Annotated in this window: 25 protein-coding genes and 1 tRNA gene; 12 read left to right on the forward strand and 14 right to left on the reverse strand. The window is 54.3% G+C overall.

The annotated features are described in order from the left end of the window. Nucleotides 1–19: 19 nt before the first annotated feature. Together RHH27_RS03680 and RHH27_RS03685 are read left to right on the forward strand one after the other, a co-directional pair. On the forward strand, nucleotides 20–1,030 hold the full coding sequence (locus tag RHH27_RS03680) for a DUF389 domain-containing protein (protein WP_206201111.1): 1,011 nt from the start codon (nucleotides 20–22) through the stop codon (nucleotides 1,028–1,030). Nucleotides 1,031–1,121: 91 nt separating this feature from the next. Further along, on the forward strand, nucleotides 1,122–2,033 hold the full coding sequence (locus RHH27_RS03685) for a branched-chain amino acid transaminase (protein WP_206201112.1): 912 nt from the start codon (nucleotides 1,122–1,124) through the stop codon (nucleotides 2,031–2,033). 14 nt (nucleotides 2,034–2,047) lie between these two features. Here the strand turns inward: RHH27_RS03685 and RHH27_RS03690 are convergent, their stop codons facing one another. The 3 genes from RHH27_RS03690 to RHH27_RS03700 all read right to left on the reverse strand — a co-directional run bounded on the left by RHH27_RS03690 (nucleotide 2,048) and on the right by RHH27_RS03700 (nucleotide 5,806). Further along, on the reverse strand, nucleotides 2,048–2,452 hold the full coding sequence (locus tag RHH27_RS03690; RefSeq protein WP_255521495.1) for an ATP-binding protein: 405 nt from the start codon (nucleotides 2,450–2,452) through the stop codon (nucleotides 2,048–2,050). A 163-nt stretch (nucleotides 2,453–2,615) separates the two neighbouring features. After that, nucleotides 2,616–5,234: an AAA-like domain-containing protein gene (locus RHH27_RS03695; RefSeq protein ID WP_302678880.1), complete on the reverse strand. Its 2,619-nt coding sequence runs from the start codon at nucleotides 5,232–5,234 to the stop codon at nucleotides 2,616–2,618. A gap of 188 nt (nucleotides 5,235–5,422) precedes the next feature. After that, on the reverse strand, nucleotides 5,423–5,806 hold the full coding sequence (locus tag RHH27_RS03700; RefSeq protein WP_302676776.1) for a DUF4359 domain-containing protein: 384 nt from the start codon (nucleotides 5,804–5,806) through the stop codon (nucleotides 5,423–5,425). A 46-nt stretch (nucleotides 5,807–5,852) separates the two neighbouring features. Here RHH27_RS03700 and RHH27_RS03705 point away from each other — a divergent pair. From RHH27_RS03705 to bcp, 9 genes are all read left to right on the forward strand, one after another. Next, nucleotides 5,853–5,925 (forward strand) — tRNA-His (locus RHH27_RS03705). Nucleotides 5,926–5,939: 14 nt separating this feature from the next. Next, complete coding sequence (locus RHH27_RS03710; protein ID WP_399373209.1) at nucleotides 5,940–7,562, forward strand: ABC transporter substrate-binding protein; 1,623 nt, start codon at nucleotides 5,940–5,942, stop codon at nucleotides 7,560–7,562. Continuing rightward, entirely contained in the window at nucleotides 7,559–8,353 is a 795-nt protein-coding gene (locus RHH27_RS03715; protein ID WP_302678882.1) for a TlyA family RNA methyltransferase, read from the forward strand. The genes RHH27_RS03710 and RHH27_RS03715 overlap by 4 nt, the downstream gene beginning before the upstream one ends. A 206-nt stretch (nucleotides 8,354–8,559) precedes the next feature. Continuing rightward, on the forward strand, nucleotides 8,560–8,712 hold the full coding sequence (locus tag RHH27_RS03720; RefSeq protein WP_302678883.1) for a hypothetical protein: 153 nt from the start codon (nucleotides 8,560–8,562) through the stop codon (nucleotides 8,710–8,712). Between the two features lie 21 nt (nucleotides 8,713–8,733). Further along, the gene (locus RHH27_RS03725) at nucleotides 8,734–9,135 is read left to right on the forward strand and encodes an ABC transporter permease subunit (protein WP_302678884.1); all 402 of its coding nucleotides are present in this window, start codon (nucleotides 8,734–8,736) and stop codon (nucleotides 9,133–9,135) included. A 94-nt stretch (nucleotides 9,136–9,229) separates the two neighbouring features. Continuing rightward, entirely contained in the window at nucleotides 9,230–9,823 is a 594-nt protein-coding gene (locus RHH27_RS03730) for a peroxiredoxin (RefSeq protein ID WP_206201119.1), read from the forward strand. Between the two features lie 130 nt (nucleotides 9,824–9,953). Then, nucleotides 9,954–11,252, forward strand: a complete 1,299-nt coding sequence (locus RHH27_RS03735) for a hypothetical protein (RefSeq protein ID WP_302678885.1) — start codon at nucleotides 9,954–9,956, stop codon at nucleotides 11,250–11,252. A gap of 3 nt (nucleotides 11,253–11,255) precedes the next feature. Further along, nucleotides 11,256–12,380, forward strand: a complete 1,125-nt coding sequence (locus RHH27_RS03740) for a hypothetical protein (RefSeq protein WP_302678886.1) — start codon at nucleotides 11,256–11,258, stop codon at nucleotides 12,378–12,380. 80 nt (nucleotides 12,381–12,460) lie between these two features. Next, on the forward strand, nucleotides 12,461–13,390 hold the full coding sequence (gene bcp, locus RHH27_RS03745; protein ID WP_310742758.1) for a thioredoxin-dependent thiol peroxidase: 930 nt from the start codon (nucleotides 12,461–12,463) through the stop codon (nucleotides 13,388–13,390). Nucleotides 13,391–13,552: 162 nt separating this feature from the next. Here the strand turns inward: bcp and RHH27_RS03750 are convergent, their stop codons facing one another. The 11 genes from RHH27_RS03750 to RHH27_RS03800 form a co-directional block, all read right to left on the reverse strand. After that, on the reverse strand, nucleotides 13,553–14,323 hold the full coding sequence (locus tag RHH27_RS03750; protein WP_206201601.1) for a precorrin-2 C(20)-methyltransferase: 771 nt from the start codon (nucleotides 14,321–14,323) through the stop codon (nucleotides 13,553–13,555). Next, nucleotides 14,314–16,104 (reverse strand): ferrous iron transport protein B, encoded by a 1,791-nt coding sequence (gene feoB, locus RHH27_RS03755; protein ID WP_302678887.1) that lies wholly within the window; start codon nucleotides 16,102–16,104, stop codon nucleotides 14,314–14,316. Before feoB ends, RHH27_RS03750 begins: the two co-directional genes overlap by 10 nt. Then, nucleotides 16,101–18,980, reverse strand: a complete 2,880-nt coding sequence (locus RHH27_RS03760; protein ID WP_302678888.1) for a GAF domain-containing protein — start codon at nucleotides 18,978–18,980, stop codon at nucleotides 16,101–16,103. Before RHH27_RS03760 ends, feoB begins: the two co-directional genes overlap by 4 nt. Before the next feature lie 30 nt (nucleotides 18,981–19,010). Continuing rightward, nucleotides 19,011–19,391, reverse strand: coding sequence for a DUF1818 family protein (locus tag RHH27_RS03765; protein ID WP_302678889.1), 381 nt, complete (start codon nucleotides 19,389–19,391; stop codon nucleotides 19,011–19,013). An 11-nt stretch (nucleotides 19,392–19,402) separates the two neighbouring features. Further along, nucleotides 19,403–20,206, reverse strand: a complete 804-nt coding sequence (locus tag RHH27_RS03770; protein WP_206201127.1) for an MlaE family lipid ABC transporter permease subunit — start codon at nucleotides 20,204–20,206, stop codon at nucleotides 19,403–19,405. Nucleotides 20,207–20,215: 9 nt separating this feature from the next. Further along, nucleotides 20,216–20,767 carry a DUF3172 domain-containing protein gene (locus RHH27_RS03775; RefSeq protein WP_206201128.1) on the reverse strand — a complete coding sequence of 184 codons (552 nt, stop codon included), beginning with the start codon at nucleotides 20,765–20,767 and terminating at the stop codon, nucleotides 20,216–20,218. Nucleotides 20,768–20,806: 39 nt separating this feature from the next. Beyond that, the gene (locus RHH27_RS03780; RefSeq protein WP_149820749.1) at nucleotides 20,807–21,079 is read right to left on the reverse strand and encodes an RNA-binding protein; all 273 of its coding nucleotides are present in this window, start codon (nucleotides 21,077–21,079) and stop codon (nucleotides 20,807–20,809) included. Nucleotides 21,080–21,594: 515 nt separating this feature from the next. Beyond that, a complete protein-coding gene (locus RHH27_RS03785) occupies nucleotides 21,595–21,792 on the reverse strand; it encodes a hypothetical protein (RefSeq protein WP_302678890.1) in 198 nt (65 codons plus the stop codon). Then, a complete protein-coding gene (locus RHH27_RS03790) occupies nucleotides 21,792–22,067 on the reverse strand; it encodes a helix-turn-helix domain-containing protein (RefSeq protein WP_302678891.1) in 276 nt (91 codons plus the stop codon). The genes RHH27_RS03785 and RHH27_RS03790 overlap by 1 nt, the downstream gene beginning before the upstream one ends. A 226-nt stretch (nucleotides 22,068–22,293) precedes the next feature. Next, a complete protein-coding gene (gene dacB / locus RHH27_RS03795) occupies nucleotides 22,294–23,667 on the reverse strand; it encodes a D-alanyl-D-alanine carboxypeptidase/D-alanyl-D-alanine-endopeptidase (protein WP_302678892.1) in 1,374 nt (457 codons plus the stop codon). Then, nucleotides 23,633–24,088 (reverse strand): GNAT family N-acetyltransferase, encoded by a 456-nt coding sequence (locus tag RHH27_RS03800; RefSeq protein WP_399373362.1) that lies wholly within the window; start codon nucleotides 24,086–24,088, stop codon nucleotides 23,633–23,635. The genes dacB and RHH27_RS03800 overlap by 35 nt, the downstream gene beginning before the upstream one ends. Nucleotides 24,089–24,387: 299 nt before the next feature. Between RHH27_RS03800 and RHH27_RS03805 the strand changes: the two genes are divergently transcribed. Continuing rightward, a complete protein-coding gene (locus RHH27_RS03805; protein WP_310453379.1) occupies nucleotides 24,388–26,115 on the forward strand; it encodes a succinate dehydrogenase/fumarate reductase flavoprotein subunit in 1,728 nt (575 codons plus the stop codon). Nucleotide 26,116: the final 1 nt, after the last annotated feature.

Here is a 26,116-nt window from a genome sequence, read left to right on the forward strand (position 1 = left end):
TGACTGTACAAGGTTGTCCATGAAAGAACTCCTTGCCCATTGGTTGCATCAGGTTCAAGCCTTCCGCTATCACCGCCGTACGCCAGAAAGCCTCAATCAATTGATTCGGATACTGTATGCTGAATCCCATTTGAATGTTCCCTATGTGGTCTTGATTGTTACTTCCTGCGCGATCGCCACATTTGGTTTGCTCGCCAACAGTGCCGCTGTGATTATTGGGGCGATGGTGATTGCACCGCTGATGCTGCCGATTCGCGGATTGGCCTTAGCCGCTCTCATTGGCGACTTCAAGATGTTTCGTGAGGCAGCGATTGCCTTGATTGTCGGCACCCTCATGGCCATTGGCATGTCTTGGACAATTGGTGTCATGGTGGGTCTTGAGGTCTATGGCAGTGAGATCATGGCTCGCTCCCAACCCAATCTGCTGGACTTGGGTATTGCGGTGGCTGCAGGTGCCGTGAGTGCCTATGCGGTGGCGGAACCCCGTGTTTCAAACACCTTGGCGGGGACAGCGATCGCCGTTGCGCTCATGCCGCCCGTTTGCACCGTTGGCCTTGGGATAGCGCAGTTGAATACGAGTCTGAGTGTGGGGGCAACGCTGCTATATTTCACAAACCTGCTAGGAATTACGCTGGCCTGCATGGTAGTTTTTGTCATTGTTGGCTATATCCCTTTGCATCAAGGGCGCCGTCCCCTCACCATTGCCGCTGCCCTCACCGCTCTGTTGGTGATTCCCCTCGCCATTAGCTTCAGTCGGCTCATTGAACAAGCACGGTTGCAACAGCAAGTACGAGAGGCACTGACTCGAGGAACGCTGACATTTCAACGCCTCGATCTGTTAGGTATGGAAACGAATTGGGTCAGTAACCCACCCGTGATTCGGGTGAATGTGCGTGCCCGCGAGCCGGTCACCCCAAAACAGGTGGCACTCATGGAAGAGTTTATCCAACAGCGGATGAATCGCCCTTTTCGTTTAGTCCTACAGGTGTCTAGCATTGAAGAGATCACCTCAGAGGAGCCGTTGCCCTAGTTTTTTGAGCGTTAAGCCAAAATGTTAGACTATTGAGACTGCAGCTGATCTTTGGTTGCATCTGTCCTTTGTCAACGCTTCCCATTGACGCATGAGTGACTTTCTCCCCTACGCCTATCTCAACGGTCAGTTTGTGCCCTTTGCAGAGGCCAAAATTTCCGTGGCCACCCATGCCCTTCACTACGGAACAGCGGCACTAGGAGGCTTGCGCGGTCTCCCTAATCCGGCCAACGCTAGGGAAATTCTCCTCTTTCGTCTGGAGGATCACTGTCGTCGCCTGAGTCGCAGTGCCCACTATCTCGGCTATGAATTGCCCACCAGCGAGATTAAGTCGAAAATTGTTGCATGGGTGCAAAAAAACCAACCTAGCGTGCCCTTCTATATTCGCCCTTTGGTCTATACCTCTGGGCTGGGCATTGCACCACGGCTCCATGACATTGAGAAGGATTTTCTTATTTACGGCATGCCCCTTGGCGATTACCTGTCAGCTGCAGGCGTTACCTGTCGCATTAGTTCATGGCAGCGGCAGTGCGATCGCTCGTTTCCCCTACGGGGCAAGTTGACCACTTCCTATATTGTCTCGGCACTGGCAAAAACAGAGGCTGTTTCCTCCGGCTTTGATGAGGCGATTCTCCTCAATGACCAAGGGAAAGTCTGCGAAGCGTCGGGAATGAATCTCTTCTTGGTGCGGGATGGGCAATTGATTACGCCGAGCGTGGATCAAGACATTCTTGAGGGCATTACCCGCCGCAGTGTCATTGAGCTAGCGCAGGCGGCTGGTGTCAAGGTGATTGAGCGGCCTGTGGATCGTACGGAACTTTTGATTGCCGATGAGGTCTTTTTAACGGGTACGGCTGCGCGAATTGTGCCCGTCAGTCGCATTGAGACCTACACGCTGCCCAGCGATCGCCCCCTGACACGCCAACTGCAAAAACAACTACAGGCGATCGTTGAAGGACGGGAGCCACAGTATCGCCACTGGGTTGATGTTATTCCCCTCTAGCGGCTGTGATCCGTTCAGGTGAGGTACTTACATAGACTTAATTCGGTTCCTTTGGGGTTCCAATAGACCTCATCAAAGATGGCATAGATCAAAAACAATCCCCGACCACATTCACAGTCGGCGGCTGGCAACAACTCATCAGCGGTCTCAGAAACATTACTCGGCGGTGAGAAACCGTCCCCCTGATCCGTAATCACCCACCAGCATTGATCGGGGAAGAAGGTATAACGCACAAAAACCAGCTTTTCGGGATTGAGTTGATTGCCGTGGCGAGCCGCATTGACGAGGGCTTCTTGGAGGCCTAGCCTAATTTCATCTTTGTACTGGGGGGGAAGATCACTGAGTAGAATGTCTAGGATGGGTTGGAGAAAAAGCGTTGAGGGAAATGCTAGGGTTTGCCATTGAGGCGCAACGTACATCAACGTCATAGACGGCACAACCCGCGAAGCATAACTGGGCAGCGGGATACAGATCCGAGACCGGTGAGAGTCATTGGCGGATAACCGAACCCCTCCTTCTTTAGCTTAGCAAGGGAGTTGTTGCTCACACAACCGCTACCTGTCCTGCCCATGGTTTGGTCAACTAATGCAGGCGATCGCCAAAATAGCGGCGGTAAAGATCACAGCGCACCTTAGCTAAATTTCCCTCTAGGGTAATCAGTCCCAAACTGTGGAGCTTAAAGCCAACAGTGCTGTCCACGACACTGCCACTCTCCACTTGCAAAATGTTCCTAAAAGCAGGCACTAGGTCTGCCTGCTGCTGGAGATGCCACCACTGTCGCCGCAGGTGATCCCGATATAACCCCGTTTCTGAGGCCGCATTGGTCATTAGCTCCTGCCATGTCAGATCTTGGCGGGCGAGGTGATAGAGGCTCAGACGAATCAGATAGGGATGACCTCCCACCAAGTGCTGCAGGTCTTGAAGCTGCTCCTCTGACAGACTCAAGCCGTGGAGGCGACACAACTCAGCAATTTGTTCTTGGTTGAATTCCGGCAGATCAATGGCTAAGCCAACGTTAAAGGGGGACTGATTAATGTCTAGGGGAATATAGACCTCCGTACCATGAACCACAATTAGACGGAGATTACGCCAAATATCGCGGTTTTTGCCCTCTTCATGCCATGCCCGCAACAGGCCAAAGAAGTCACTGGCCACTTTCGGATATTCAAACACCCGATCCACTTCGTCTAGACCGAGGACAAGCGGGCGACTCTCAAATTGCGTCCCCGGTTTTTGGCAATTGGGTAAGAGATACTCCTCAAAATAGGTAGTGCAGTTGTATTTACTGCCAAAAATGTCATCCCAATACTCATTGAGGCGGTTTTCTAGCCCTAATCGCCGCCCGACACTGGCACAAAGCCAGCGCAGGAGTTTTTCTAAATCACTGAAGACTTGGGCATCTGCCAGTTGGAAACTGAGGGGAACAGTGCCATAGCCCTCTTGGGTGGCGCGGTACAGCAGCCGTGCCATGAGTGAGGTTTTGCCCATTTGGCGGGGGGCTTTGATGCGAATCAGGGAGCCGGGTTGCAAGAGGGTTTCGCGACAGCGTTGCTCGATGGGGGGGCGCTCAATATAAAATGCCGAGGCCACTTCCACCTGCCCTTCTGGGAGTTCTGGCTCAGCCACGGGAACAGGCGCACCATCACCCACCAATGTGCCAATTTGCGCAGATTCAGCAATGGTTTCTTGGACGGCATCGCTACTGGTGGCTACAGGGGCAGTGGTCGCATTCACCAAGTCGAGAATCTCTTGCAGCAGGGTGTCGGTGTCCGCTGGCGATCGCCAGAAGCGCTGTTGTAGGCGATGCAGGTAGCCCCGCAACTCATAGTTCAAAGGCATATCAAGGGGAAAATTGACCCGCACAGGCAAGATAAAGGGACGGCGATCGCCCCGTTGGGCTTGCAACTGTTTGACCGTGCGGACTTCCTCAAGCACCATCTCACTTTGTGCCGCCGTTTGCGAGAGCAACAGAACAAAGAAATCACACCGCTTTAGCTCCTGATCAATCCGCTGTGCCCATGCCTCCCCAAGGCGGATACTTTGGCTGGCCATAAAGGGTTGGTGACCCGCTTTTTGCAACACCTCTTGGAGGGCACTGGCCAACTGCAAATCGGTGCCGTCACTGGAGTGACTGATAAAAACATGGCGACCTTGGTTGGAAAGGGCGGCGGTGGCTGCCGCTGGAGAGGACACTGGTTTCGGTTCGGTGGCTTGCGGCGGCAGCGTGGCAACAGCGGGTAGTGGACGGGGCGGCACTGTAGAAGCACCCCCACCTGCCTTTGGCGATCGCGCAGCGCGCCCTTCGGGCGATCGCCAGAGGTCTTGAACAGGAGTTTTGAGAAATTTGCCAAGGCGAAACCAAAAGGATTTGGGCACCTCCACCTGTTGCAGGCTGGCAAGGGCATCGGTAGCCGTGGTAAAGCGCTCGTAGGGAGAAGGGTGAATTAGTTTATTGACAAACTGCACTAGGCGATCGCTGACTGGTTCAGCAGCTTGCCAACACCAACAGCCGTAGGGGTCTTGGGTGAGTTGCAGAGGACTCAACCCCGTCAATGCCTGTACCGCCACCATCCCCAAGGCATAGAGATCGCTGGCCGGACGCGGACGCCCTTGGGCTTGCTCTGGGGCCATATACCCTGGTGTGCCAATGGCAATTGTCTGTGGATTGGTCTCTCCCACCAAGGTACCGCCACCAATGGAGACCCCCATCTCCTTCACTGCCCCAAAATCAATGAGCACTAAGCGGTGATCCGATTGGCGACGAATCAGATTATCGGGTTTAATATCGCGGTGGATAACACCACATTGATGCACAAAGGCCAAAACCCGCAGGGCATCTTGGAGCAACGCCATCACCCGTGCCTCTGACCACGCACAGCCCGGCAACAATTCGTGCCGTAGGACTTGACCCTCAATGAAGTCTTGGACAAGGTAAAATTCGTTGTCTTCCTCAAAGTAGGCAAGGAGGCGGGGGATTTGCTCGTGACTGCCCAGCCGCTCTAGAATTTGTGCCTCCCGCTGAAAGAGCGATCGCGCCAAAGGGAGAAAGGCCGCATCCGTACGGGCGGGGCGCAGGTACTTAACCACACACTTGGCACGAATGGGACGGTGAATATCCTCAGCGAGAAACGTTTGGCCAAAGTTCCCAGCCCCTAAAACTCGAATCAATTTGTAGCGCCCGCCAAGGGTTTTCCCAATCATGGTAATTACGTTTTACTGGTTTCTGTGGTTGTTGATATATTTTGGCATAGTCTTTCCCGCCCCCTGCCGAAGGCTCACTAGCTGGCGAACGCCACTGGTTCTAAAAGCAACCCTGCTGCCAAGCAGAGGTCTGGGGAAATGGGTATTTGCATTTTGCACCTGCTGCTGAAATCAGGGAGAGAGGAAGCTTACAGTCTGAGGGGAATGATTTGACCAAAGAGGCCGAGGCTCCAGACGGTGTCAATGGGCAACTCTGTCACAAAGAGGGTGGCAACGCCAAGGTTATAGGATTGGGTGTTGTAGGCGATGTAGCGTTCGATGTCTTCTGCTGGGCGGGATTCCAGTTGATCGCAGACTTCCAAAGCCACCATGGCGATCGCGCTATCGCGATTGATGATCTCTGGACACACTTGAGTCAAAAGGAAGGTATTGATTTCCGCTGCGGCGCGGCGTTGATAGTCGGCAGGGGTGGGATTCGTCAGAACCGCCGCAATGATCCCCAAGAGCAAGAAGGCGCCACCGCCCCACCAAAGAGGGCGTGCCATGACTTGGGAAAGGAGAGGCACTTTCATAAGAGAGTTCTCTATGCTATGCTAGAGGACTAGCTCAGGAAGCATGGCGAGCGTAGCCAAGCGGTTAAGGCAGTGGATTGTGGTTCCACCATTCGTGGGTTCGAGTCCCATCGCTCGCCCTTTATTCTAGTGGATGATGTACCGAGCGGGTGTATCCGTGACACGACGGCTACTGTGGGGATGTCTGGTACTGTTGTTGAGCCTGCTGCTGGTTGCCTGTGGCGGTGATGAGCCTCGCCCAGGGGATGACAGTATTGTCATTGGTACCACGGCTCGCCTGCGCACCCTAGACCCCGCTGATGCCTACGAAAATTTGGCGGGACTGCTGCTGTTGAATTTGGGCGATCGCCTCTATACCTACGAAGGCAAAGACCTCATTCCCCAACTGGCCACAGCGCTACCTGAAGTGAGCGAGGATGGCCTGACTTACCGCATTCCCCTGCGGCGGGGGGTTCGCTTCCACGATGGCACACCGTTTAATGCAGCCGCCATGGCCTTTTCCCTTGAGCGATTTATGAATAGTGGTGGCCAACCCGCCTCCCTCTTGGCCGGGCGCGTTAAAGAAATTCAGGCGATCGCGGAGGACTTACTGGAAATTCGCCTCAAGGAACCCTTTGTGGCTTTTCCCCATTTACTGGCCTTTAGTGGCTTGTGTGCCGTTTCGCCGACAGCCTATGGTGCAGCGGGCGATCGCTTTTTGCCGACGCAATTTGTGGGCACAGGCCCTTACCGTTTAGCGGCCTACGGTACCGATGGGGTACGCCTTGAACCCTTTGCCGATTATTGGGGAACCAAGCCCCAAAATACGGGGATTCGCCTGCAAATCTTTTCCAGTAGCGCTAATCTCTACAATGCCTTTCGCACGGGGGCAGTGGATGTGGCGATCGGTGCGCTCGATCCCAATCAAATTCGCGCCCTCAAGACTCAAGCGGCAACAAAGCACTGGCAGGTCATTACCGGGGCAGGTAACGCTGTCACTGTCCTAAGCATTAATTTGCGCCAACCCCCTTGGGATCAATTGGCAGCGCGGCAGGTTTTGGCGGCCAGTGTCAATCGTCAACGCCTCGCGGAACGGGTCTTTTTGGGGGAAGCAAAACCCCTGTACTCGCTGGTGCCGAGTTTATTTCCTGAGAGTGAGCCGATTTTTCGCGATCGCTATGGAGATGGAGACGCCGCTCAAATAGCTCACTGGCTAGCCAAGACCTCTATTTCAGCGCAGCAACCCCTCGTCATCAATCTCTGGTACCGTGCCAATGTTCCCAGTAATGTGCTGGCGGCAACGGTTCTTAAAGCTTCACTAGAGCGGGATTTGGGCGATCGCGTGCAGGTGCAATTGGACAGCGCTGACTCGGCTACGATCTACCGCAATTTAGACAGTGGGGCTTACCCCTTGGTCTTGCTCGATTGGTATGGTGATTTTTACGATGCTGACAATTACCTTGAACCTTTCCTGAGTTGCGAGCATGGTTCTGTGGAAACAGGCTGTGAAAGTGGTGCCAGTGCGGCGTGGGGGTCGTTTTTCTATAGCCCTGAGGCCAATGATCTCATTGTTGCCAGTCGCCGTGAGGCTAATCCCCAACGCCGTGGGGTACTATTGCGTCAGCTTCAGGAACTCAATGCCGAGGCCGTGGCCTTTTTGCCCCTGTGGCAGAGTGAAACCACCCTCTTTGCCCAACCCCAGTTGCGCGGGTTAATCCTTGATGTCAACCAGCTCTTTGCCTTTGCCCCCCTGCAGAAAGCACCAAAAGATCAATGAGTCCCCGAAAGCAACGCTTGGATAGTCTTCTGGTGGAGCGGCACCTGTGTGAGAGCCGCCAACAGGCACAACGTTGGATTCGCGCTGGGGAAGTGCAGGTAAACCATGTCCCCATTGATAAGCCGGGCACGCTGGTGGCAGTGGATGCCACGATTCAAGTGAAGGCAAAAGCCGCCTATGTTTCGCGGGGGGGTGAAAAACTTGCCCATGCCCTAGGGGTCTTTCCTGTGGTGGTGCGCGATCGCGTGTGTTTAGATGGCGGTATTTCCACGGGCGGCTTTACGGATTGTCTGTTGCAAGCGGGCGCCAAACGGGTCTATGGCATTGATGTCGGCTATGGCCAAGTGGATTGGAAACTGCGCCAAGACCCGCGCGTTATCCTCAGGGAACGCACCAACCTGCGCTATTTAACCCCCACTGATCTCTACACTGACGATGCGCCCCGCCCCGATCTCGGCGTGGTGGATGTCTCTTTTATTTCCCTGACTAAAGTTTTACCCGCCCTATGGGAATTACTGCTGCCGCCGCGAGACTTGATTGCGCTAATTAAGCCACAGTTTGAGGTGGGGCGCGATCGCCTCGGCAAACATGGTGTGGTGCGCGATGCCAAGGCGCGTCAAGAAGCCGTGGATCAGGTGATTGCCGCCGCCGAAGCGTTGGGGTGGCAGTGCCACGGTGTGACTCCTTCGCCGATTTTAGGGCCTGCGGGCAATCAGGAATTTTTGGCCTACTTTTCTGAGGGTGGTGGGGTCAATGGTTCACCAATAAATGGGGTGGTACCATCATCCTGAGAAAAATTGCGGTTTTCTAAGCATGCAGCAGGTGGCACCGTTTATTCCTCCTTGGGCAAAATGGCTCAATGGCATCTTTTTGGTGTGCCTATTTGATCTCAGTCTTTAGTTTGCTCTTGGCCGTGATTTTGGGGGCGATCGCCACCTAGGCGAGGTTGTATCCTGTCCCGCCATTGCGCTAGCTGAGTACAGTTTACATTGAATTTGTGCGCGGTACCCCAACCTTGGTGCAACTGCTGGTGTGGGGCTTTGGCATTGGTGGGCTCTTGAGTCAATGGGGTTTTGATCCTCGGCAAATTGCCTTTGATGTCATGAGCGTGCTGCAAAGCAACCGCTTGGTGCCGCCGCTTTTTAACTAGATTTTCTACGGCATTCTTGGCTTGGGCTTTAACTATGGTGCCTATTTGAGTAAGGTCTTTCGCAGTGGCCTAGAGGGGGTTCCCAAAGGACAAACGGGAGCCAGCCTCAGCCTTGGCCTCTCGGGTCGGCAAACTCTATGGCGGATTATCCTGCCCCAAGCCATTTTGATTATCCTGCCTGCCTTTACCAATAACTTCATTACGCTGATGCAGGACTGCGCCCTCCTGGTGGTGATTGGCGTGCCCGAACTGCAAAATATGACGAGCAATATGACGAGCACCTTTGCCAATCCCATGACCGATCCGCAGCGGAAGCTCTTTATCTATGTCTTGGGTGCGATGTTCTACTTTGCCCTCTGTTTTCCTCTGTCACGGCTCTCCCGCTTCCTTGAGCAACGGTGGCAGCGATCGGCTATTTCATAATCAAAACCGTTATGAGTATGATATAGTAGGCATAGCTGTTAAAAAATGTAAACAGCCCTGTTAATTGGTCGTTGCTAAAAGTACGAGGTTTGCTATGTCTCACTGTCTGCGCGTGGGTCAACCTGCCCCTGATTTTGAAGCAGTTGCTGTCTATGATCAAGAGTTCAAAACCGTCAAGCTCTCGGACTATCGCGGTAAATACGTTGTTTTGTTCTTCTATCCTTTGGATTTCACGTTTGTTTGCCCCACAGAAATTGTCGCTTTTAGCGATCGCTACGATGAATTCGCCAAACTAAACACCGAAATCCTTGGCGTGTCTGTGGATAGCCAGTTCTCCCACTTGGCGTGGACGCAAATGGATCGCAAAGCTGGTGGTGTGGGCGATCTCAAATATCCCCTCGTGTCTGACCTGAAAAAAGAAATCAGCACCGCCTACAACGTGCTGACCGAGGAAGGGGTGGCACTGCGGGGTCTCTTCATCATTGACAAAGAAGGGATCATCCAACACGCAACGATCAATAACTTGGCCTTTGGCCGCAACGTTGATGAGACCCTGCGGGTGCTACAAGCGATTCAATACGTCCAAGCTCACCCCGACGAAGTCTGCCCTGCGGGCTGGCAACCCGGCGACAAAACGATGAACCCTGACCCTGTCAAATCCAAAGTGTATTTTGAAGCGGTGGGCTAATCGCCCCTCTGTCTCAGACTGATCCGTGCTGTGAACCTGCCCTTGGGGTGGGTTCTTTTTTGTCTCGCCAAGACCCGTAGGAAAACGTTAGGGTGGAACAGGAGGCCTTTTGCCGAAAAGGGAGGCAAACATGACGGTCGATCGCCGCCTAATGCAAGCTGTAGAAACACTGGGGTACCGAGTGACCGCAGGGGATGTGGCGGGTACGGTGGGATTACCACTGCAAACGGCTGAAAAAGGATTAATGGCCTTAGCTGCCGATGTTGGCGGCACGCTACAAGTGGCCGAAAGTGGCGATATTGCCTACGTCTTCCCAAGAAATTTTCGCAGTATCCTGCAAGCAAAATACTGGCAACTGCGACTGCGGGCGGTGGCGCAGCGGGTTTGGGGTGTTGTTTTCTATCTGATTCGCATTTCCTTTGGCATTTTTCTCATTGTTTCGATAGTTCTGATTTTTCTGGCGATCGCCATCATTTTGATTGCCCTTTCTAGTCAAGGGCGAGATGGTGAGGATCGCGGCCAAGGCGGCTCTTGGGGGGGCGGTGGCATCAATGTTTGGGTCTTTCCCGACTTTTGGTATTTCTTTGGCGATCCTTCTCCCCAGCGATCGCGCCCCCGGTCACAGGACAATGACGAGGAAATGAACTTCTTTGAGGGGGTCTATTCTTTCCTCTTTGGCGATGGCAATCCCAATGCCGACCTCGAAGAACGCCGCTGGCAACTCATTGGCCAAGTGATCCGCAACAATGGCGGGGCAGTCACGGCAGAGCAAATTGCCCCCTATCTCGATTTAGAAACAGATCCGGGGGATGATGAGTGGTATATGCTGCCGGTGCTCACCCACTTTAACGGTCGCCCCGAAGTCACAGAGACAGGGCAGATTATCTATCGCTTTCCTGAGTTACAAACGACGGCTCAAACTCGCAAAGGTCAACGGCAGACGCTTCCCCCCATCTTGGAAGAACAGCTCTGGCGCTTTAGTCGGGCACCCGCTTGGCAAATTATGGTGGCCATTGGCTTGGGCTGTGTCAATCTGATCGGGGCGCTGATGCTGTGGTACCTCTTGGGAGATGGGGCGATCGCCCAAGAACTGGGGGGGCTGGTGGCCTTTGTGGCCTCCATCTTTTGGATTTTGCTGGGCTATGGTATTGGCTTTTTGGGTATTCCCTTGGGGCGGTACTACTGGTTACTGTGGCAAAATCAACGCATTCGCGATCGCAATGCCCGCCGCTACCACTACGCCAATATTCTGGCCAATCCCACACCGCAGTTGCGTGCCAAAGTACGGGCAGCTCAAGCCTATGCCCAGCAGCGGCAAATCCGTGAACAGGATGTCATCTATCGCTCCGATCAAGATTTAGTGGAGCAGGAACTCGCCCAATCGGAAGCCATCGATCGCGAATGGTTACGCCGACTGGAATCGGAGTAGATCATGACCCGCTCCTCCCTGCGCCCAGCGGCTGCCACAGGAGATCTCGAGGCCATTCAAGCCCTCCTAGAAGCGGCACTTGCCCCTAAAGAAATCGCAGTGACCGTAAACCAGCGGCGCGAATGTCTCTTGTTGCGCCTGCAGTGTCCAACGAGTGTCCCGACTGCAATTGTGCTCACACTACTCGCTCGCGAACTGATCCACTGGCCAAGCTATGCCCACAGCAGCATCCTGATCACGGTTTGCCAAGACAGCCATGAACTCTGGGAAGCGGTGCTTGATCTCACCAGTCGCCATGAGTTACAACGCCTTGCCAAGGGGGAGCATCTACGTCAGACTCTCTCCCTCCCTTCTCCTCCTCGCAAGGAAGAGTTTGGCATTCCTGTCCAACCCCTCAGCACTAAAGATTGGCAAGTGATCGCGGCGGGGTTGGGTCTATCACTCCTTCTTCTTACGTCAGAGCAGGTGACGTTTTTGCTCAGTCCGCTGATTACCCTTGTCCACGAAATGGGTCATGCAGTAATGGCGTGGCTCTTTGGCTATCCAGCGGTTCCCGCCTTTGATTTTCGCTACGGTGGTGGCGTCACTCTCCATGGCGATCGCGCGGGCGGCATCGTCCTGCTCATTTATACGGGATTGCTGGCCTTGGCCTATTTCTACCGTCACAATCGGCTGACCCTTATTTGCCTTGGGGTCTTTACGCTGCTTTATACCCTTGTGGCCTTTAGTCCAGTCCATGAAATGCTCTTTGTAGCGATGGGGCATGGCTTTGAACTCATTTTTGCCGTCATTTTTCTCTACCGTGCCCTCAGTGGTTGGGGCTGCCGCTATCCCATTGAACGTCCCCTCTACGGTATGGTGGGGTTTTTCATTGTGTTTTTTAATATGCGCTTTGCTTGGCAGTTGCAGTTTAATCCTGTGTTTCGAGAGATGTACCTGATGGGCAAAGGGGGCATTGATCACGATTTTGTTCGCTTGGCTCGCGATTTTCTGCACACTGATTTAGCAACGGTGGTTGGCCTCTACGGCTTTTTTGTGGTTCTGACACCGGCGATCGCCTTCCTGCTCTATCGTTATCGCCAGCTCATGCTGTACCTGTTCATTCGCCTCTTTATCTCTGAGGGCTAAAGGCTACACCCCTTGGCCACCACAGCAGGAGCCAAACTGGGGGAAGATAGATATGGCCAACCATTGGAAATTGCTCAGAAATGTCCCTGACCGTTGGGGCGATCGCCCCTTCCTTTGAACTGGCGGATGCTACGGGTGAGCGGGTGCGTTTGGCTGACTTTCAAGGTCAGTGGGTGATTCTCTACTTTTATCCCCGTGACAATACCCCCAGCTGCACCAAAGAATCCTGTGCTTACCGCGATGTCAGTGCCACCTTGGGCGATCGCAACGTCGTTATCCTAGGCATTAGCCCCGATAGTGTCGCCTCCCACGCCAAATTTCAGCAAAAGCTTAACTTGCCCTTTCGTCTGCTGGCCGATGTGGACACCAGCGTTGCCCAAGCCTACGGTAGCTATGGCCCGAAAAAGTTCATGGGCAAGGAATATCTCGGTGTTTATCGGGATACATTTCTCATCGATCCCACGGGCAAAATTGCGGCTATTTATCGGCGGGTGAAGCCCGATGCCCATGTGGCGCAAGTGCTGGCGGATCTGGGATCTGGAGCAGCTACAAGCGTGAATTGGTTTTGGCGAGTTGTCCGTTTTTTCCTAAAGCGATTTTGGCGGCATCCCTTTGTGGCGGTGTCGGTGATTGCCTTGACAGCGGGCGATCGCCTGATTTTGATCCAACGCCGCGATACGGGTCAATGGTCGCTGCCGGGGGGCATGATGGATTGGGGAGAAACGATTCTCGATACCGGCGCTCGCGAACTCGCGGAAGAAACAGGATTGCGCCTCAAGAGCTTTGAAGGCTTAGTGGGGGTTTACTCTGACCCAAAGCGAGATCCCCGTGTTCATGCCGTGTGTATCGCGATCGCTGCCCGCGTTGTCGGTGAGCCGCAGGTTTTGGATGTCAAGGAAGTGCGTGCAGTACAAGCCTTTCCCCTCAGTGACCTCCCCTTAGCCGATCTCGCCCACGACCATGCCCAACAGTTACAGGACTATTTGAGTGGACATCTAGGATTGACATGAACACCAAAGCTAGATTGTTAAGTCTTATTTAACGATATCGCACTTTCGTTTAGTGGAACAAACGGCTACTAATGCAAATGAAGGTACAGAGACACGCTAAGAGAATTCACACCACTTGATCTATCGTGAGGAGACGCCCACCCCCGTAGCACCGATAAAGAATCATTGGGTACTGTTGTACATAGGATTGACTTCAGCACTCGCGAAATTCTGCAAGATGGGGCGCCGCTGCCAAACAATGAGCAGCGAAAAGTAGGGCAGGGTTAACTCTGGATAGTTCGTCAGGGGGGTGTAGATTTGCTGTTGAGGGGTTGTTGCCCAGCTCACCACTGCCGCCTGTTCCAAGAGGTGGTGTTCCTTGAGCCAATGCCAGACGTGGCCATAGACCGATCGCACCTTCATTAAAACCACCACCTCCGCCCATGCCCACACCCGCTCGAGGTCATCCCCGTGGTACATTGCTGGCAAAATCGCTAGGCGATCGCTCCCCAAGGTCAGGGGCACCCCTAAGCTAGCCGCTGCGGCCAAAGGCGAGCAAATTCCCGGAATCACTTCAATCGCAATATGGGGGTCAAGGCTCTGGACGGCTGCCGCCAGATAGGAAAACGTACTGTAGAAACTGACATCCCCCTCAGAGACAAAGACCACATCAATGCCTTGAGCGAGATAGGCATAGACTTGCTCTGCCGCCTTTTGCCATGCTTGTTCTAAGACATCTTCTGCAAGAACATAGGGGAATTCGAGGGGCAGATACATTTGCTGGGGGTCTTTGTAGGGGGAAATGATCTCCTCGGCAATGCCGCGCCGTCCCTGTAGTCCCGCCGGAAAGGCAATCACCCTTGCGTGCTGTAGGCGTCGCCAACCCTTGAGGGTAATGAGTTCAGGATCCCCCGGCCCTACGCCAATGCCGCAAAGGGTGGCCATTAGCCCCATCCCCACCAGTGCCCCAGTTGATAGACACTGCCACTCACCACCCACGCCATCACCAAGGCATAGAGGGTCGCAAAAATCGTAAACTGCCCGCGTTTCGATTCACTCCAGAGGGTGGCAAGGGTGCTCAAGCAGGGGGTGTACAGGAGAGTAAAAAGCATAAAGCTGTAGGCCTGTAGGGGCGTTAAATCTTGGGCGATCGCCTGCTGTAACGAGGTACCCGAAAGGTGATAGATCACCGCCAACGCACCAATCACAATCTCCTTGGCCACAAAGCCGACAATCAGGGCGATCGTCAGGGCAGGTGTAATGCCCACCGGTGCCAAAAGCGGCTGTAGCGCTATCCCCAGTTGACCCGCCCACGTTTCTGGACTTGAGGGCGTTGCATTCAGGGGTAAATGGGTCAATGCCCACACCACCAAGACACCTATCATAATGAAGCCCGTGGCTCGCGAGAGAAAATGCTGCACCTCGCCCCAGGCCCGCAGAATCACCTGTCGCCCCGTCGGCCAGCGATAGGGGGGCAACTCCAGCAAAAAGGGATCCGTATTCGGGAAATAGCCCTGAAAACAGAGGGCAGTGAGCAAGGCCGCCAGAATACTCCAGCCATAGAGAGACAGCAGGACGACTGCCCCCCACTGCGGGGGAAACAAACAGGCAATGAGAAAGACAAACACCTGTAGCCGCGCTGAGCAGAGGGAAAAGGGAATGATCAGCATCGTCAGTAGCCGCAGCCCCGGCGAGCGAATAATGCGGGTGGCCATCAGGGCGGGGACATTGCAGCCAAAGCCCATCAAGCTGAGGACGAAACTGCGTCCATCTAAACCCAAGCGTGCCATCAGGCCATCCATCAGGTAGGCGGCACGGGCAAGGTAGCCACTATCCTCAACGATCGCCATCACAATAAAGAAGATGGTGACTAAGGGCACAAACGCTGCCACCGTGGTCATACCGCCATAGATGCCCTCAATGAGCAAACTGCTGAGCAAGGGGGGCAGCCCCGCGAGGAATGGCGCCAGCACCTGTCCCTGAAAGGTCTCAAACGCATCACTGAGCCAGCCTTGAACCCCCAGCCCTAGCACCCATACCACTTGAAAGACAAGGTATAGCCCCGCAAAAAAGAGGGGCAGTCCCCACAAAGGGTGTAGCAACCAGTGATCCAACTGTTCTGTTAGTCTGCGAACGGTGCGACTGGGGAAAGTAACGGTGCCCGCCAATAGGGGCGCGATCGCCCCCGGTTCAATTTCTGGCAACGTTGGCTTGAAGAGCGGGGCTTGGGGAACGGGTGCCTCTTTGAGGGCATGGCAAATTGTTTCATAGGCCTCCCAATAGCCGCCACCATATTTGGCACTGAGGGCCACCACCGGCACCCCAAGGCGATCGCTCAATTTCTCGGTATCAATCTGAATCCCCAGTTGCCGCGCTTCATCGGCCATATTCAGGAGCACCACCATTGGTAGTCCCCAAGCCTTCACCTGCAGGGCTAAGCGCAATTGATGCTGAATCTGACTGGCATTGAGAATCACCAACACCAGCCGCACCGGCACCCGTTGGAAAAACTCACGCACAAGGGTTTCATCGGCAGCCGTCCCCGCCAGATCGTAGATGCCCGGCAAATCCACCAGTTTAACCATTTCCCCATTGAGGGAGATCTCTGCTTCTATTAGATCCACCGTAATCCCCGGCCAGTTGCCTACATGGGCACGGGCAGCGGCAATGCGATTGAAAAATGTGGATTTACCCGTGTTCGGGAGGCCAAGAAGGGCGATCGTGCTTGGGGTCATTGGCGCGGCTGTGAGGATTGCAATTCAAAGGTACCCGTGTCGCCACTATTCAGGGGAATGAGCAGACGACTCAGGAAACGGCCATCCTCCAATTTATACATATCGAGGTTATAGCCTAGGCGTTGACACAGGTTAAAGCAGACTTTGAGGTGTCGTCCGGGGGGCTGATCAAGGCTGGAGGGAGCAAGCCAGTCGAGATGTTCGAGTTGGTGCAGTTTAATGAGTAACTGTGGCTCTATTTCCCCATTGTCGGTGATTGACAGTTCCAGCCAAGACTGCATTTTGCCCCCCTGACCCATGCCTTCAATTTGTTGGCACCAGATGTCAATGCGGCCTTGGGAGGGCGATCGCTGGCAGGCAAAAAGCAACAACTCATAAAGGATTAACTCCAGCTTGCTAATGTCACCATTGAGGGTGAGGACAGGTTGATTGTGAACTTGAATCCACAGTTGTTTGCGCTGCTTCCAATTTTCGATGCGATCCATCACTCGCTTGAGGAGCACCGCTAGGCCTGCTGTGTCAGTCGTTTTGTCCAGTTGCCATACCTCATGGCTCAAGAGGGGATGGAGGGATTCCAACTGGGTTTGCAGGAGCGTGCCCAACCGCCGCAGCAGGGGAGCCGCCTCAGGGTGTTGCTGAACCGATTGCATCAGCTGATGGCAGAGACTCGCAAGTTGACCATAGACCTGTTCAAGGCGACGGTGCTTGTACCAGTTGAGGGTTTCAAGGGTTTGCCAACCTTGGGTGAGCATTTGAATGAGGGAAGTACTGCGGTGTGCCCAAGCCAAATGGTTGACAAGGGTAATGAAGGCCTCTAGGTGCAAGGTTGACCACTGGCGATCGCGACGATCAGCGACAATGAGAACCCCTGAAGGTTCGTATTCGGGATCAGTGCGTAGGGCGATCGCCAAAATTTGACCAATGTCTGGCCCTGAGAGCCATTCCCGCGTACGCGGATCTAGTTCTGCTGCTGTGGTTTGAATCAACCAAGTGTAGGGATTACTGGTGACATCGGCTTGGGAGGCCATCAGGGCACTGTGGATCAGCGGATCCTCATAGATGGCAATTTCCGCGTCGTTGCGAATCGCAAATTTGGGATGGCTAGGGGGCGGCGCGACAATCGAGCCAACCGTCTGACCGGGTCGCCAAGTCACTAAGGCCACAAGGGGTACCTGCATTAAGTTCATGAGCTGCTGCAAGCCCGTCAGTTCAATGCGCTCCAAGTTTTGGGTGCGTTGCAGTGCCGTTAACCCCGCCAGCATCGCCGATCGCACTTGCTCCTGCTGCGTATTGGTGTTTTGCAGTTGCCACTGATGGCTAATGAGGCCAAGGGTACGCGCCACCTCCTGTACAAGGGTTTGCTGACTTTTGCCCCAAGCCGTTGGTTCAGTGCGCCCCACTAACAGCAGTGCTTCCAAAGAATGGCCGGGGGTGGTGGTTGCTGCCACAAGGGACTGGATATGCAGCTTGTCGAGAACCTCTTTCCAAGAGTAGAGGCGCAGTTCATGGCTACAGTCCTCAAGGGCAATGGCTGTGGTTGCCGTTTCCAGAAGTTGCCAATCCATTTTTTGTAAGGGCGGGAAGGGCGGATGGCGATCGCGCCCCCGGGGCGCCGGATACTGAAACAGGACATCAAAGACTTGGGTCAGGGAGTTGTAGCTTAACAAAAAGACCCACTGTGCCCCTAAATCTGCCGCTAACCTTTCGCCCGCATGGTGGAGCACTTGCTTCCAGTCCTGTTCATCACAGATGGCTTGCGCCAACTCACTCACCAAGCTTTGGGCCTGCTGGGTCTGTGCCAAGAGGTGTTCAAGGCGTTCAGTGGGGGCTGCCAAGGCCAATAGCTCTGCGGTGACTTGGAGGAGTTTCTTTTCATTGTCATTCCAAGGGTAAGGCTCACTGCGCTCGAATGTGAGAAAGCCCACGACATCCGTGCCCACCAGAATCGGGGTTGCCACTAGGGCACGGCAATTCAGCATTTGCATTAACCGTAAGGGTGCAGTGGCACTAACCACACTTTGACTATCGCTGACACTCACGGTTTGGCCGCTGGCAAGGGCAGTATAACAACCTGCTAACTCCTGCTGTGTAATCGCTAAGGGTTGCCGCTGGCTCTCGCGGCTCTGGGGTTTACCAACGGTGTAACTGCGCCGCCGATAGAGGGGTTGCTCCAAATCTCGCCAAAAGAGGCTGGTACGTTGAGGTTGACAGAATTGGTGCACTGCCAGCAACAGGGCTTCAATGCGTTGACCCAAGCTAGGGGCACGGCTGGCCTCTTGGAGGAGATGGCGCACTGGATCATTACTCGTCATTGTGGGCGCGGCCGCTTGCTTGGTTTCAGGGGCTGGTTTTGCCGCGGTCAAGCGTTCCAATTCCGCCCCAAGAGCACTCACCAGTAAGCTCATGTGGGCCAAATCATCGCCCCGCAGGGTATCGCCCCAAGTGGTAGAACCGATCATGAGAATGCCGAGGGGTTGACGATGGCGGACAATGGGATAGATGGCCGTGCCTTGAATGCCCAAACGGGTGGCGGCTTCTCGTAACTCGCCTAGGCGGGGTTCCTCCTTGAGACTGGGCAAACTAATCGGCTTGCGGTTGATCAACACCTGATCGAGAAGACTACCGGCGGCAAGGGTCAATTTCTGCTTTAGAAAAGGATGATCGCCAACGGGCGTGGTTCCCCCTTGGCCAATGAGTTGTTTGGCGGCTTCATTGTATAGTCCCAACCAAGCAAAGGACATGCCGAGGATTTCTTGGACAAAGCTCACCAAGGGAGCAATGAGTCCACCAATTTGCTCTTGCTGTTGCAGTTGCTTAATGGTGTTAACCAGTGCCGCCAAAGCGGGGCTGACCTTCGAGGATTTGACAGAGGTCATAGGGGCGATCGCAACCGAGAAGGATGTCTTCTATTCTAAACTTTGCCTCTCCGCAATCCTGTGCTGCAACTCACAGCAGGCAAGGAGAAAGTCTGGGGGCACAGGGGCAGGCCATGTCCCCTCAACCCGGCGATCGCCCAACACAATCAGATGCAGGCTATAGGCATGGGGATAGCCCTCCAATTCCAAATGCACAGCATCGTTGCCGCCACTGAGGGTAATCATTTCCTCTGCCATCAATTCGGGGGCGATCGCCAAAAGCTGCCCGTGGAGTTGGCGAAATAAATCCACAAATGCCTTGAATTCTGCGGCAGTAAGTTCCGTGGCCCAATCCTCGGCGCCCACCAGAGCGGCATAGAATTGATCATTGCGCCAGCCCACCCGCCAGCCTTCCCCCACCCGCAGTTCCACAGACTAGCCCTCTAAAACGTGGGTACGAGGCTACTGCTGCCGCCAAAGAGGGCCCAAGACAGGAAAAAGTTGAGAATAAAGATCGCCAATAGCGAGATCACCACAGCCGCCGTAGTGGATTGACCGACCCCCTTGGCGCCCCCTGTAGTTGTAATGCCCCAATTGCAGCCAATGATGGCCACCACACCGCCAAAAATGCCTGACTTGATAATTGAACTCCACAGATCCCAAGTTTGCAGAAAGTTCTGAATGGACTCAATATAGACCCCACGGGGAATGCCGTAGAGATAATCGGCAATCACTAGCCCACCCCACAGCCCTGTTACCAATGCCAAGATATTGAGAATCGGCAACATCAGCACACAGGCAATAAACCGTGGCACCACCAGATAATCCACCGGATCCGTGCCCAGCATATAGAGGGCGTCAATTTGCTCAGTGACTTTCATGGTGCCAATTTCAGCCGCAAAGGCAGAGCCAACTCGCCCGGCGAGTACTACCGCTGTCAGCACCGGCCCCAGTTCCCGCGCTAGGGCGATCGCCAGCACCCCACCCACCGCAGAGGTGGCACCAAAGGTAATAAATTCACGGGCGACCTGAATCGTAAACACCATGCCCACAAAGGCCGCTGTAATTAGGGCAACACTGAGGGAGGCAGGCCCCACCAAGGCCATTTGCTCGATCGAGTTGCGCAGCGGAATCCGCCCCCGCAGCAAATGATAGGTGACTTGACCCGCCAAGAGAAAGGCTGTGCCCAAGCGTTGTATGCCCTGACTTGCACGCCAGCGCAGCCGTGGCCACTTCCTCGCCTTCATTGTTGCGCCCTAGAAATTACCGGTTTCACCCGCAGCACCATTACCCAAGCCTGAGAGTTTGAGGAAGAGGTTTTTATCTGTTGTGCTCTGATAAACACAGCTGATTTCAGGATTGGCTTCAAGGTTGCCCACATAGCCAAAGGTATTCAGCCGCTGCCGACAACTGCGCAATTGCTCACCGGTAATGAGTTGTCGCTGTTCTAGCAGGGCAACGTTATTGGCACGCAGCACACAGCCCGGTTGCATCACCGGTTGGGAAACAAAGACCGAAAAGGGGTTAAAAGTGACAAAAATCCGCGTATCCACCGCGATCGCGCTCGCACCAAATTGCACGCAAATATCAGGATTGGGCGCCGCCTGATCAATAAACTGCGTTGAGGCCACGTTGTCAGGATTGAGGGTGGTGGTTTTGCTAAAGGTGACACCCACACCAACGCCAATAATAAAGACCCCTCCCAACACCGCCAGAGTGCGGGTATTCACTGGTGACTTCGATTCTGGCTGGGGAGGCCGACGAGTTTGGGGACGCGGACGCGGTGGGGATGGCGAACGTCGAGGCATAGCAGGAAGAGTGAACAGCACTTCCCTACCAGTATGCCCTTAGAAGGCAGGGTTTGACTGCCCCCCTGCTTGTTTTGGCTTCGCCTTGTTGACCTTGAGCACCCGTCCTAGCCATGTTGCACCGTCGAGATCATCAATGGCAGCGGCCTCCTGAGTTTCATCCACCAGTTCGACAAAAGCAAAGCCACGCCGTTTGCCTGTTTCTCGATCCACCGGCAACACAATCCGGCGAATAGCACCATATTTTTCAAAAACTTCGCGAAGATCGTTTTCTGTCGCCTCATAGGAGAGGTTGCCGATGTACAGTGTCATAACCCGAACTCAGAAGCAATTTGACAATCATCATAGCCTCTCGCTTTCCCTTACCCATGCGATCCAGACTACAGAACCCAACACCTTGCAAAGAAAATTAACGTTTTCTATCAGCCCCAAAATATACCAAGGTTAAAAAGAAATTAATTCCTCCCTTAATGTCACCTACAGCCCTTTGCACAGGGTTTGAGCCGCGTCCGACAGATTCAGCAAATTGCCGCCAAGCCCATTCTCTCGTGGAATCCACCGGAGTCTCTCTAGGAGAGGATTTGAGTATTTTCAGTGGTCTTGTAGAAAATAATTTCACCCCCCTCGCAAGGGATCCCTCGGAACAGGGGGTTGCAATCCGCTCTGGGAGAGGCTATATTCAAGGTACTCTTGCTTCTCTTCGGGGAAGTGGATTAAATGAGAATGAACCAGCCCGTCAAAGAACGAATCACTGCCGCCATCAGTTGTAACAATACAGCTTGCAGGTTTTGACGCACGGCTTCTAGGGTCTCGAAGGACTGCCATGCTCATGCTGCTCGCAGATGTTGCCACAACCGCTCCATGGGATTGACCTTGGGGGCAAACACAGGCACAACATTGCGCACAATGCGATGCACCGTCGGGTAGGCGACCTCAAGCTGATGCTCCTGTCGCAGCAACTGCACAATAGCCTTGTAACTGTCAAACCCGCTGGGGTCTTGTAGGCGTTTCTGCAACTGTGGCATCACTGTTGGGGGGATGATGCGGGCGGCTCCGGGGGCGTCTTGACTGCCAATAACCGCTGAAGTCCTCCTTGGCGATAGGCGTTCAGCCAGCGAGTAATGCTGGACTCGTTGCAATGGAGCAATTGGGCAATTTGTGGGCAGCTGTGGACAAGTCCTTGCTTCAGCCAGTAGAGCATCTGCAAGCGTTCCTGCTGTCGGGCATTGGTTTCATGTTGTAGGCGCCGCTGCAGTTCTTCAGAGCTTTCTGTAATTGTGAGGACGAGCGGGCGAGCCATGAAGGTCTCCTACTGGGATGACTTCAGTTTTAGGATAGACAATTGCCTCGTTTAAGACCTATTTATTAAGCTCAATGTTACAAAGAGATGGTATTAGCAGAATCAATAAATACAACCCTTTTTTAGAATATGAGACACGTGACGGGTATGCGATCCTCTCCCGCTCTCGCAGTTTTGAACCTGTCTCGGGCTGTAGTTCGAGCTACTGAATGGATGTGGGGTTTTTCTATGGGCGGTGAGGACAGTTCTGCGATTGCGCCAGCAAAACAACTATGCGATCCAAACCAGCACGGAGTTGAGCCGTGGCCTCCCCCCCTTGATTGACCACAAGACTAAAGACGAAAGGGCGATCCTGCACGGGTTCTACATAGCCCGCTAGGGCAACCACCCCCCGCAATGTGCCGGTTTTCGCCCAGACACGATCCTGAGCCGCTGTATCACGAAAGCGCTGTCGCAGGGTGCCGGATCGTCCGGCAAGGGGGAGCGATCGCCGCCACAGCGAGGCATCCTTTGTTTGCGTTATATGTTGCAGCAGCGTGACTAAACCATTGGGCGTCAGCCAATTTTGCCGCGAGAGTCCCGAACCATCTACTAAAACCGCTGCTTGGACACCGATGCGCTCTAGATAGCGTTGGCGATAGCCGGGTTGTGCTGCCTCCAGAGCCGCAAGGAGCATTTCTGCATAGAAATTGTCACTCTCTTGGAGAACCGGCAAAATTAACGCTTCTAGGGGGGGTGAGGCATGGCGCACCAACACATTGGGTAACGGCTCTGCTGTTTCCACAAGGCGAATTTGCTGCACTTGAATACCGGCTTGGGCAAAGGCCCGCTGCACCTGTTGTTGAAGATAGGGGATCGACTCACTGAGAGGAATGCGCAGTTTTGCCGGTTCACTGCCAATGTGGAGTTGACCCCGCACAATGATCTGCTGGCCGCGCACCTCACTTTCCAGAAATTCTGGCTCAGAGGGGGTCACGGTGCGGGTCTCATTGACCACTCGAAAATGAGTCTGCGGCTGCCGTAGTGCTAAGGGTTGCCCCAACTGTTGTGGTATGACCTCTAGGTTCAGGGCATTTTGATTGAGACTAAAGCGCGTCACTACCGCTGCATAGCCCATCGTCAGGTCTTCGATCGCCCATGTGGGTTCCATCCTCACAGGAGTTACACCGCCGATTTCCAAGATTGGAATCTGGCGAATGCCCTGTTGGCTAAGGCGGAGTGCCATTTGTTGCAGGTCTTGGCTGCTGAAACTGGGGTCAAAACTGCCCTGAAGACGCAGGGTTGTCCTGTCGGGCGATCGCGCGCTGAGGGTGGTCTCAAAGAAATGATTAGCTCCCCAATAGTCTAAGGCGGCAGCCACTGTCGTTAGCTTGACATTCGAGGCCAGCAGAAAGAGCTTTTCCCCTTGGTAGTCGTAGAGAAGATCCCCCGTGGTTAAATCCCGCACCACCATGCCCCATTGACCCCGTTGCCATTGGGGATTTTGAATTTCCTGTTGCAGGGCACGAGCCAAGTCTTGGCGGCAGAGACCGAAGGCAGCAGGTGAAACCAGCAGGACAATCAAACTAGCAGGGGGCAGAAGCCATCGAAGCCATGCCATGGGGCACTAGATCCTTGACATAGACGCGATCGCAACGCTGCGTTTCCACACCCGTCGCCGGCTGATAGCCCGCCTTTTCGTACAAATGGACGGCTGTAGTCATGATTGAGGCCGTTTCAATCCAGATTTTGCGGTAGCCGGCCGCTGCAATGGCTACCTCCAGATGGTGCAGGAGAAATGTCCCTAGGCCTTGGCCGCGTACGCGGGGATGGAGATACATTTTGCGAATTTCGACAGCCGCTTCGCCCCGCTGAATGGGATAGAAGGCGATCGTGCCCACAACTTCCGAGGCTCGCTCCACCACCCAAAATTGTCCGCCCCGGCGGTGGTAGTAATCTTCAACGTGAACCACATCGGCATCGGCGCCTTCGGGTTGCCAAGAAAGGCCAAACTCACTGAGGACATTAGCAATGAGGTGCATGACCGCTGCGCGATCGCGATCGCACCAATGGCGCACCCCACAATCCCCATAGTGAAGAAAAAATGCACTCAAGGACAGCTGCCTCCCATAAAATTACAGTCCTTTTCACAGAGAGAGAACACGCACAAAAGCATCGAAACCGCTGTGCCCCCAAAAGAACTGTACTGCCACTCTAACGATTCAGCGTGAGGCTCGCAAGATCATTTTGCTACTGTTTTTATCTTTGTTTCATCTTTGCTGCCGCCGCTGCTCTCTTAAGCGCCAACTTAGTATAGGAAAAGATGCTGGACAAACGGACGATGCAAGACTTTGGCGTTGTGATTGTCGGTGGTGGCTTAGCAGGCTGTCGTGCTGCTTTGGAAATTTGCCGCCTGGCCCCAGAGACCCCGATTGCCCTTGTGTCCAAAACCCATCCCATTCGTTCCCATTCCGTTGCTGCCCAAGGGGGCATTGCCGCTACGCTGAAAAATGTCGACAGCGAAGACTCTTGGGAAAGCCATGCCTTTGATACCGTCAAGGGGTCAGACTTTCTTGCGGATCAGGATGCCGTCGCCATTCTTGCCCAAGAAGCGCCCGATGTGGTGATTGACCTTGAGCATTTGGGGGTGCTCTTCTCTCGCCTGCCCGATGGCCGCATTGCCCAACGTCCCTTTGGTGGTCACACGCACCAGCGCACTTGCTATGCAGCCGACAAAACTGGTCATGCCATTCTCCACGAACTCTACTGCAATCTCCTGAAATACAACGTCACCTTTTTTAGTGAGTGGTATGTGCTGCGGCTGATTGTCGAGGATCAGCAGGCCAAGGGGGTCGTTGCCTACCACATTGAAACGGGTCAACTGGACATTCTGCGGGCACCTGCCATTCTTTTTGCCACAGGGGGCTATGGTCGCGTCTTTAATACCACCTCTAATGATTTTGCCTCCACGGGGGATGGCTTAGCGATGACGGCACGGGCAGGCTTGCCCCTTGAGGATATGGAGTTTGTCCAATTTCACCCCACGGGGTTGTATCCAGCGGGGGTTTTGATTTCTGAGGCGGTGCGCGGTGAAGGGGCTTATTTGGTCAATGCCGAGGGAGAACGCTTTATGGCACGCTATGCCCCCAGTCGCATGGAACTGGCTCCCCGTGATATTACCTCGCGGGCGATCGCCATCGAAATTCGCGAAGGGCGCGGCAGCCACAGTGATGGCTCAGCCGGCGGGCCTTTTGTTTATCTCGATGTCCGCCACTTGGGTCGCGAAACAATCATGAGTCGCATTCCCTTCTGTTGGGAGGAAGCCCATCGCTTGGCGGGGGTAGATGCCGTGGTGGAGCCGATTCCTGTACGTCCGACGGTGCACTATTCAATGGGGGGGATTCCGGTCAATGTCAATGGTCAGGTGCGTGCCAATGCCACGGAACTGGTGACCGGGTTTTATGCCGCTGGTGAATGTGCCTGTGTCTCGGTGCATGGTGCCAATCGCTTGGGGAGTAATTCCCTCCTAGAATGTGTGGTCTATGGCCGCCGTACCGGTGGGGCGATCGCCAAAGATTTACCGAGCTTGCCCCAACCCCAATTTGACCCCCAGCCGTATCTACAGGCAGCGGAGCAACAGATTCAGCACCTCTTTAGTCAAGCGGGGGATTTACGCATTGCCCAACTACGGCAGCAGGTTCAAGATTGTATGACCCAATACTGTGGCGTATTTCGCACCGCGGCTCTGATGCAGAGGGGTTTGGAAGAATTGCAGCGGCTGAAAGCAGCCTATGCGCGGATTCGTCTCGACGATCGCCAGCGCTACTGGAACACAGAGCTGTTAGAGGCGTTTGAGTTAGCAAATATCCTCGTGGTTGCGGAAGTGATTTTGAGCAGCGCCCTTGCTCGCCAAGAGAGTCGTGGTGCCCACTTCCGTGAAGACTATCCGCAGCGGGATGATGTCAACTTCCTACGCCACACCCTAGCCACCTACCACAGCGACGGCATGAGGATTGACTATCTGCCCGTCACCATCACCATGTTTCCCCCCCAAGAGCGCAAGTATTAAA

The sequence above is a fragment of the Thermosynechococcus sp. PP555 genome (genome assembly GCF_031583225.1).
In the GTDB taxonomy this organism is placed as follows: Bacteria; Cyanobacteriota; Cyanobacteriia; order Thermosynechococcales; family Thermosynechococcaceae; genus Thermosynechococcus.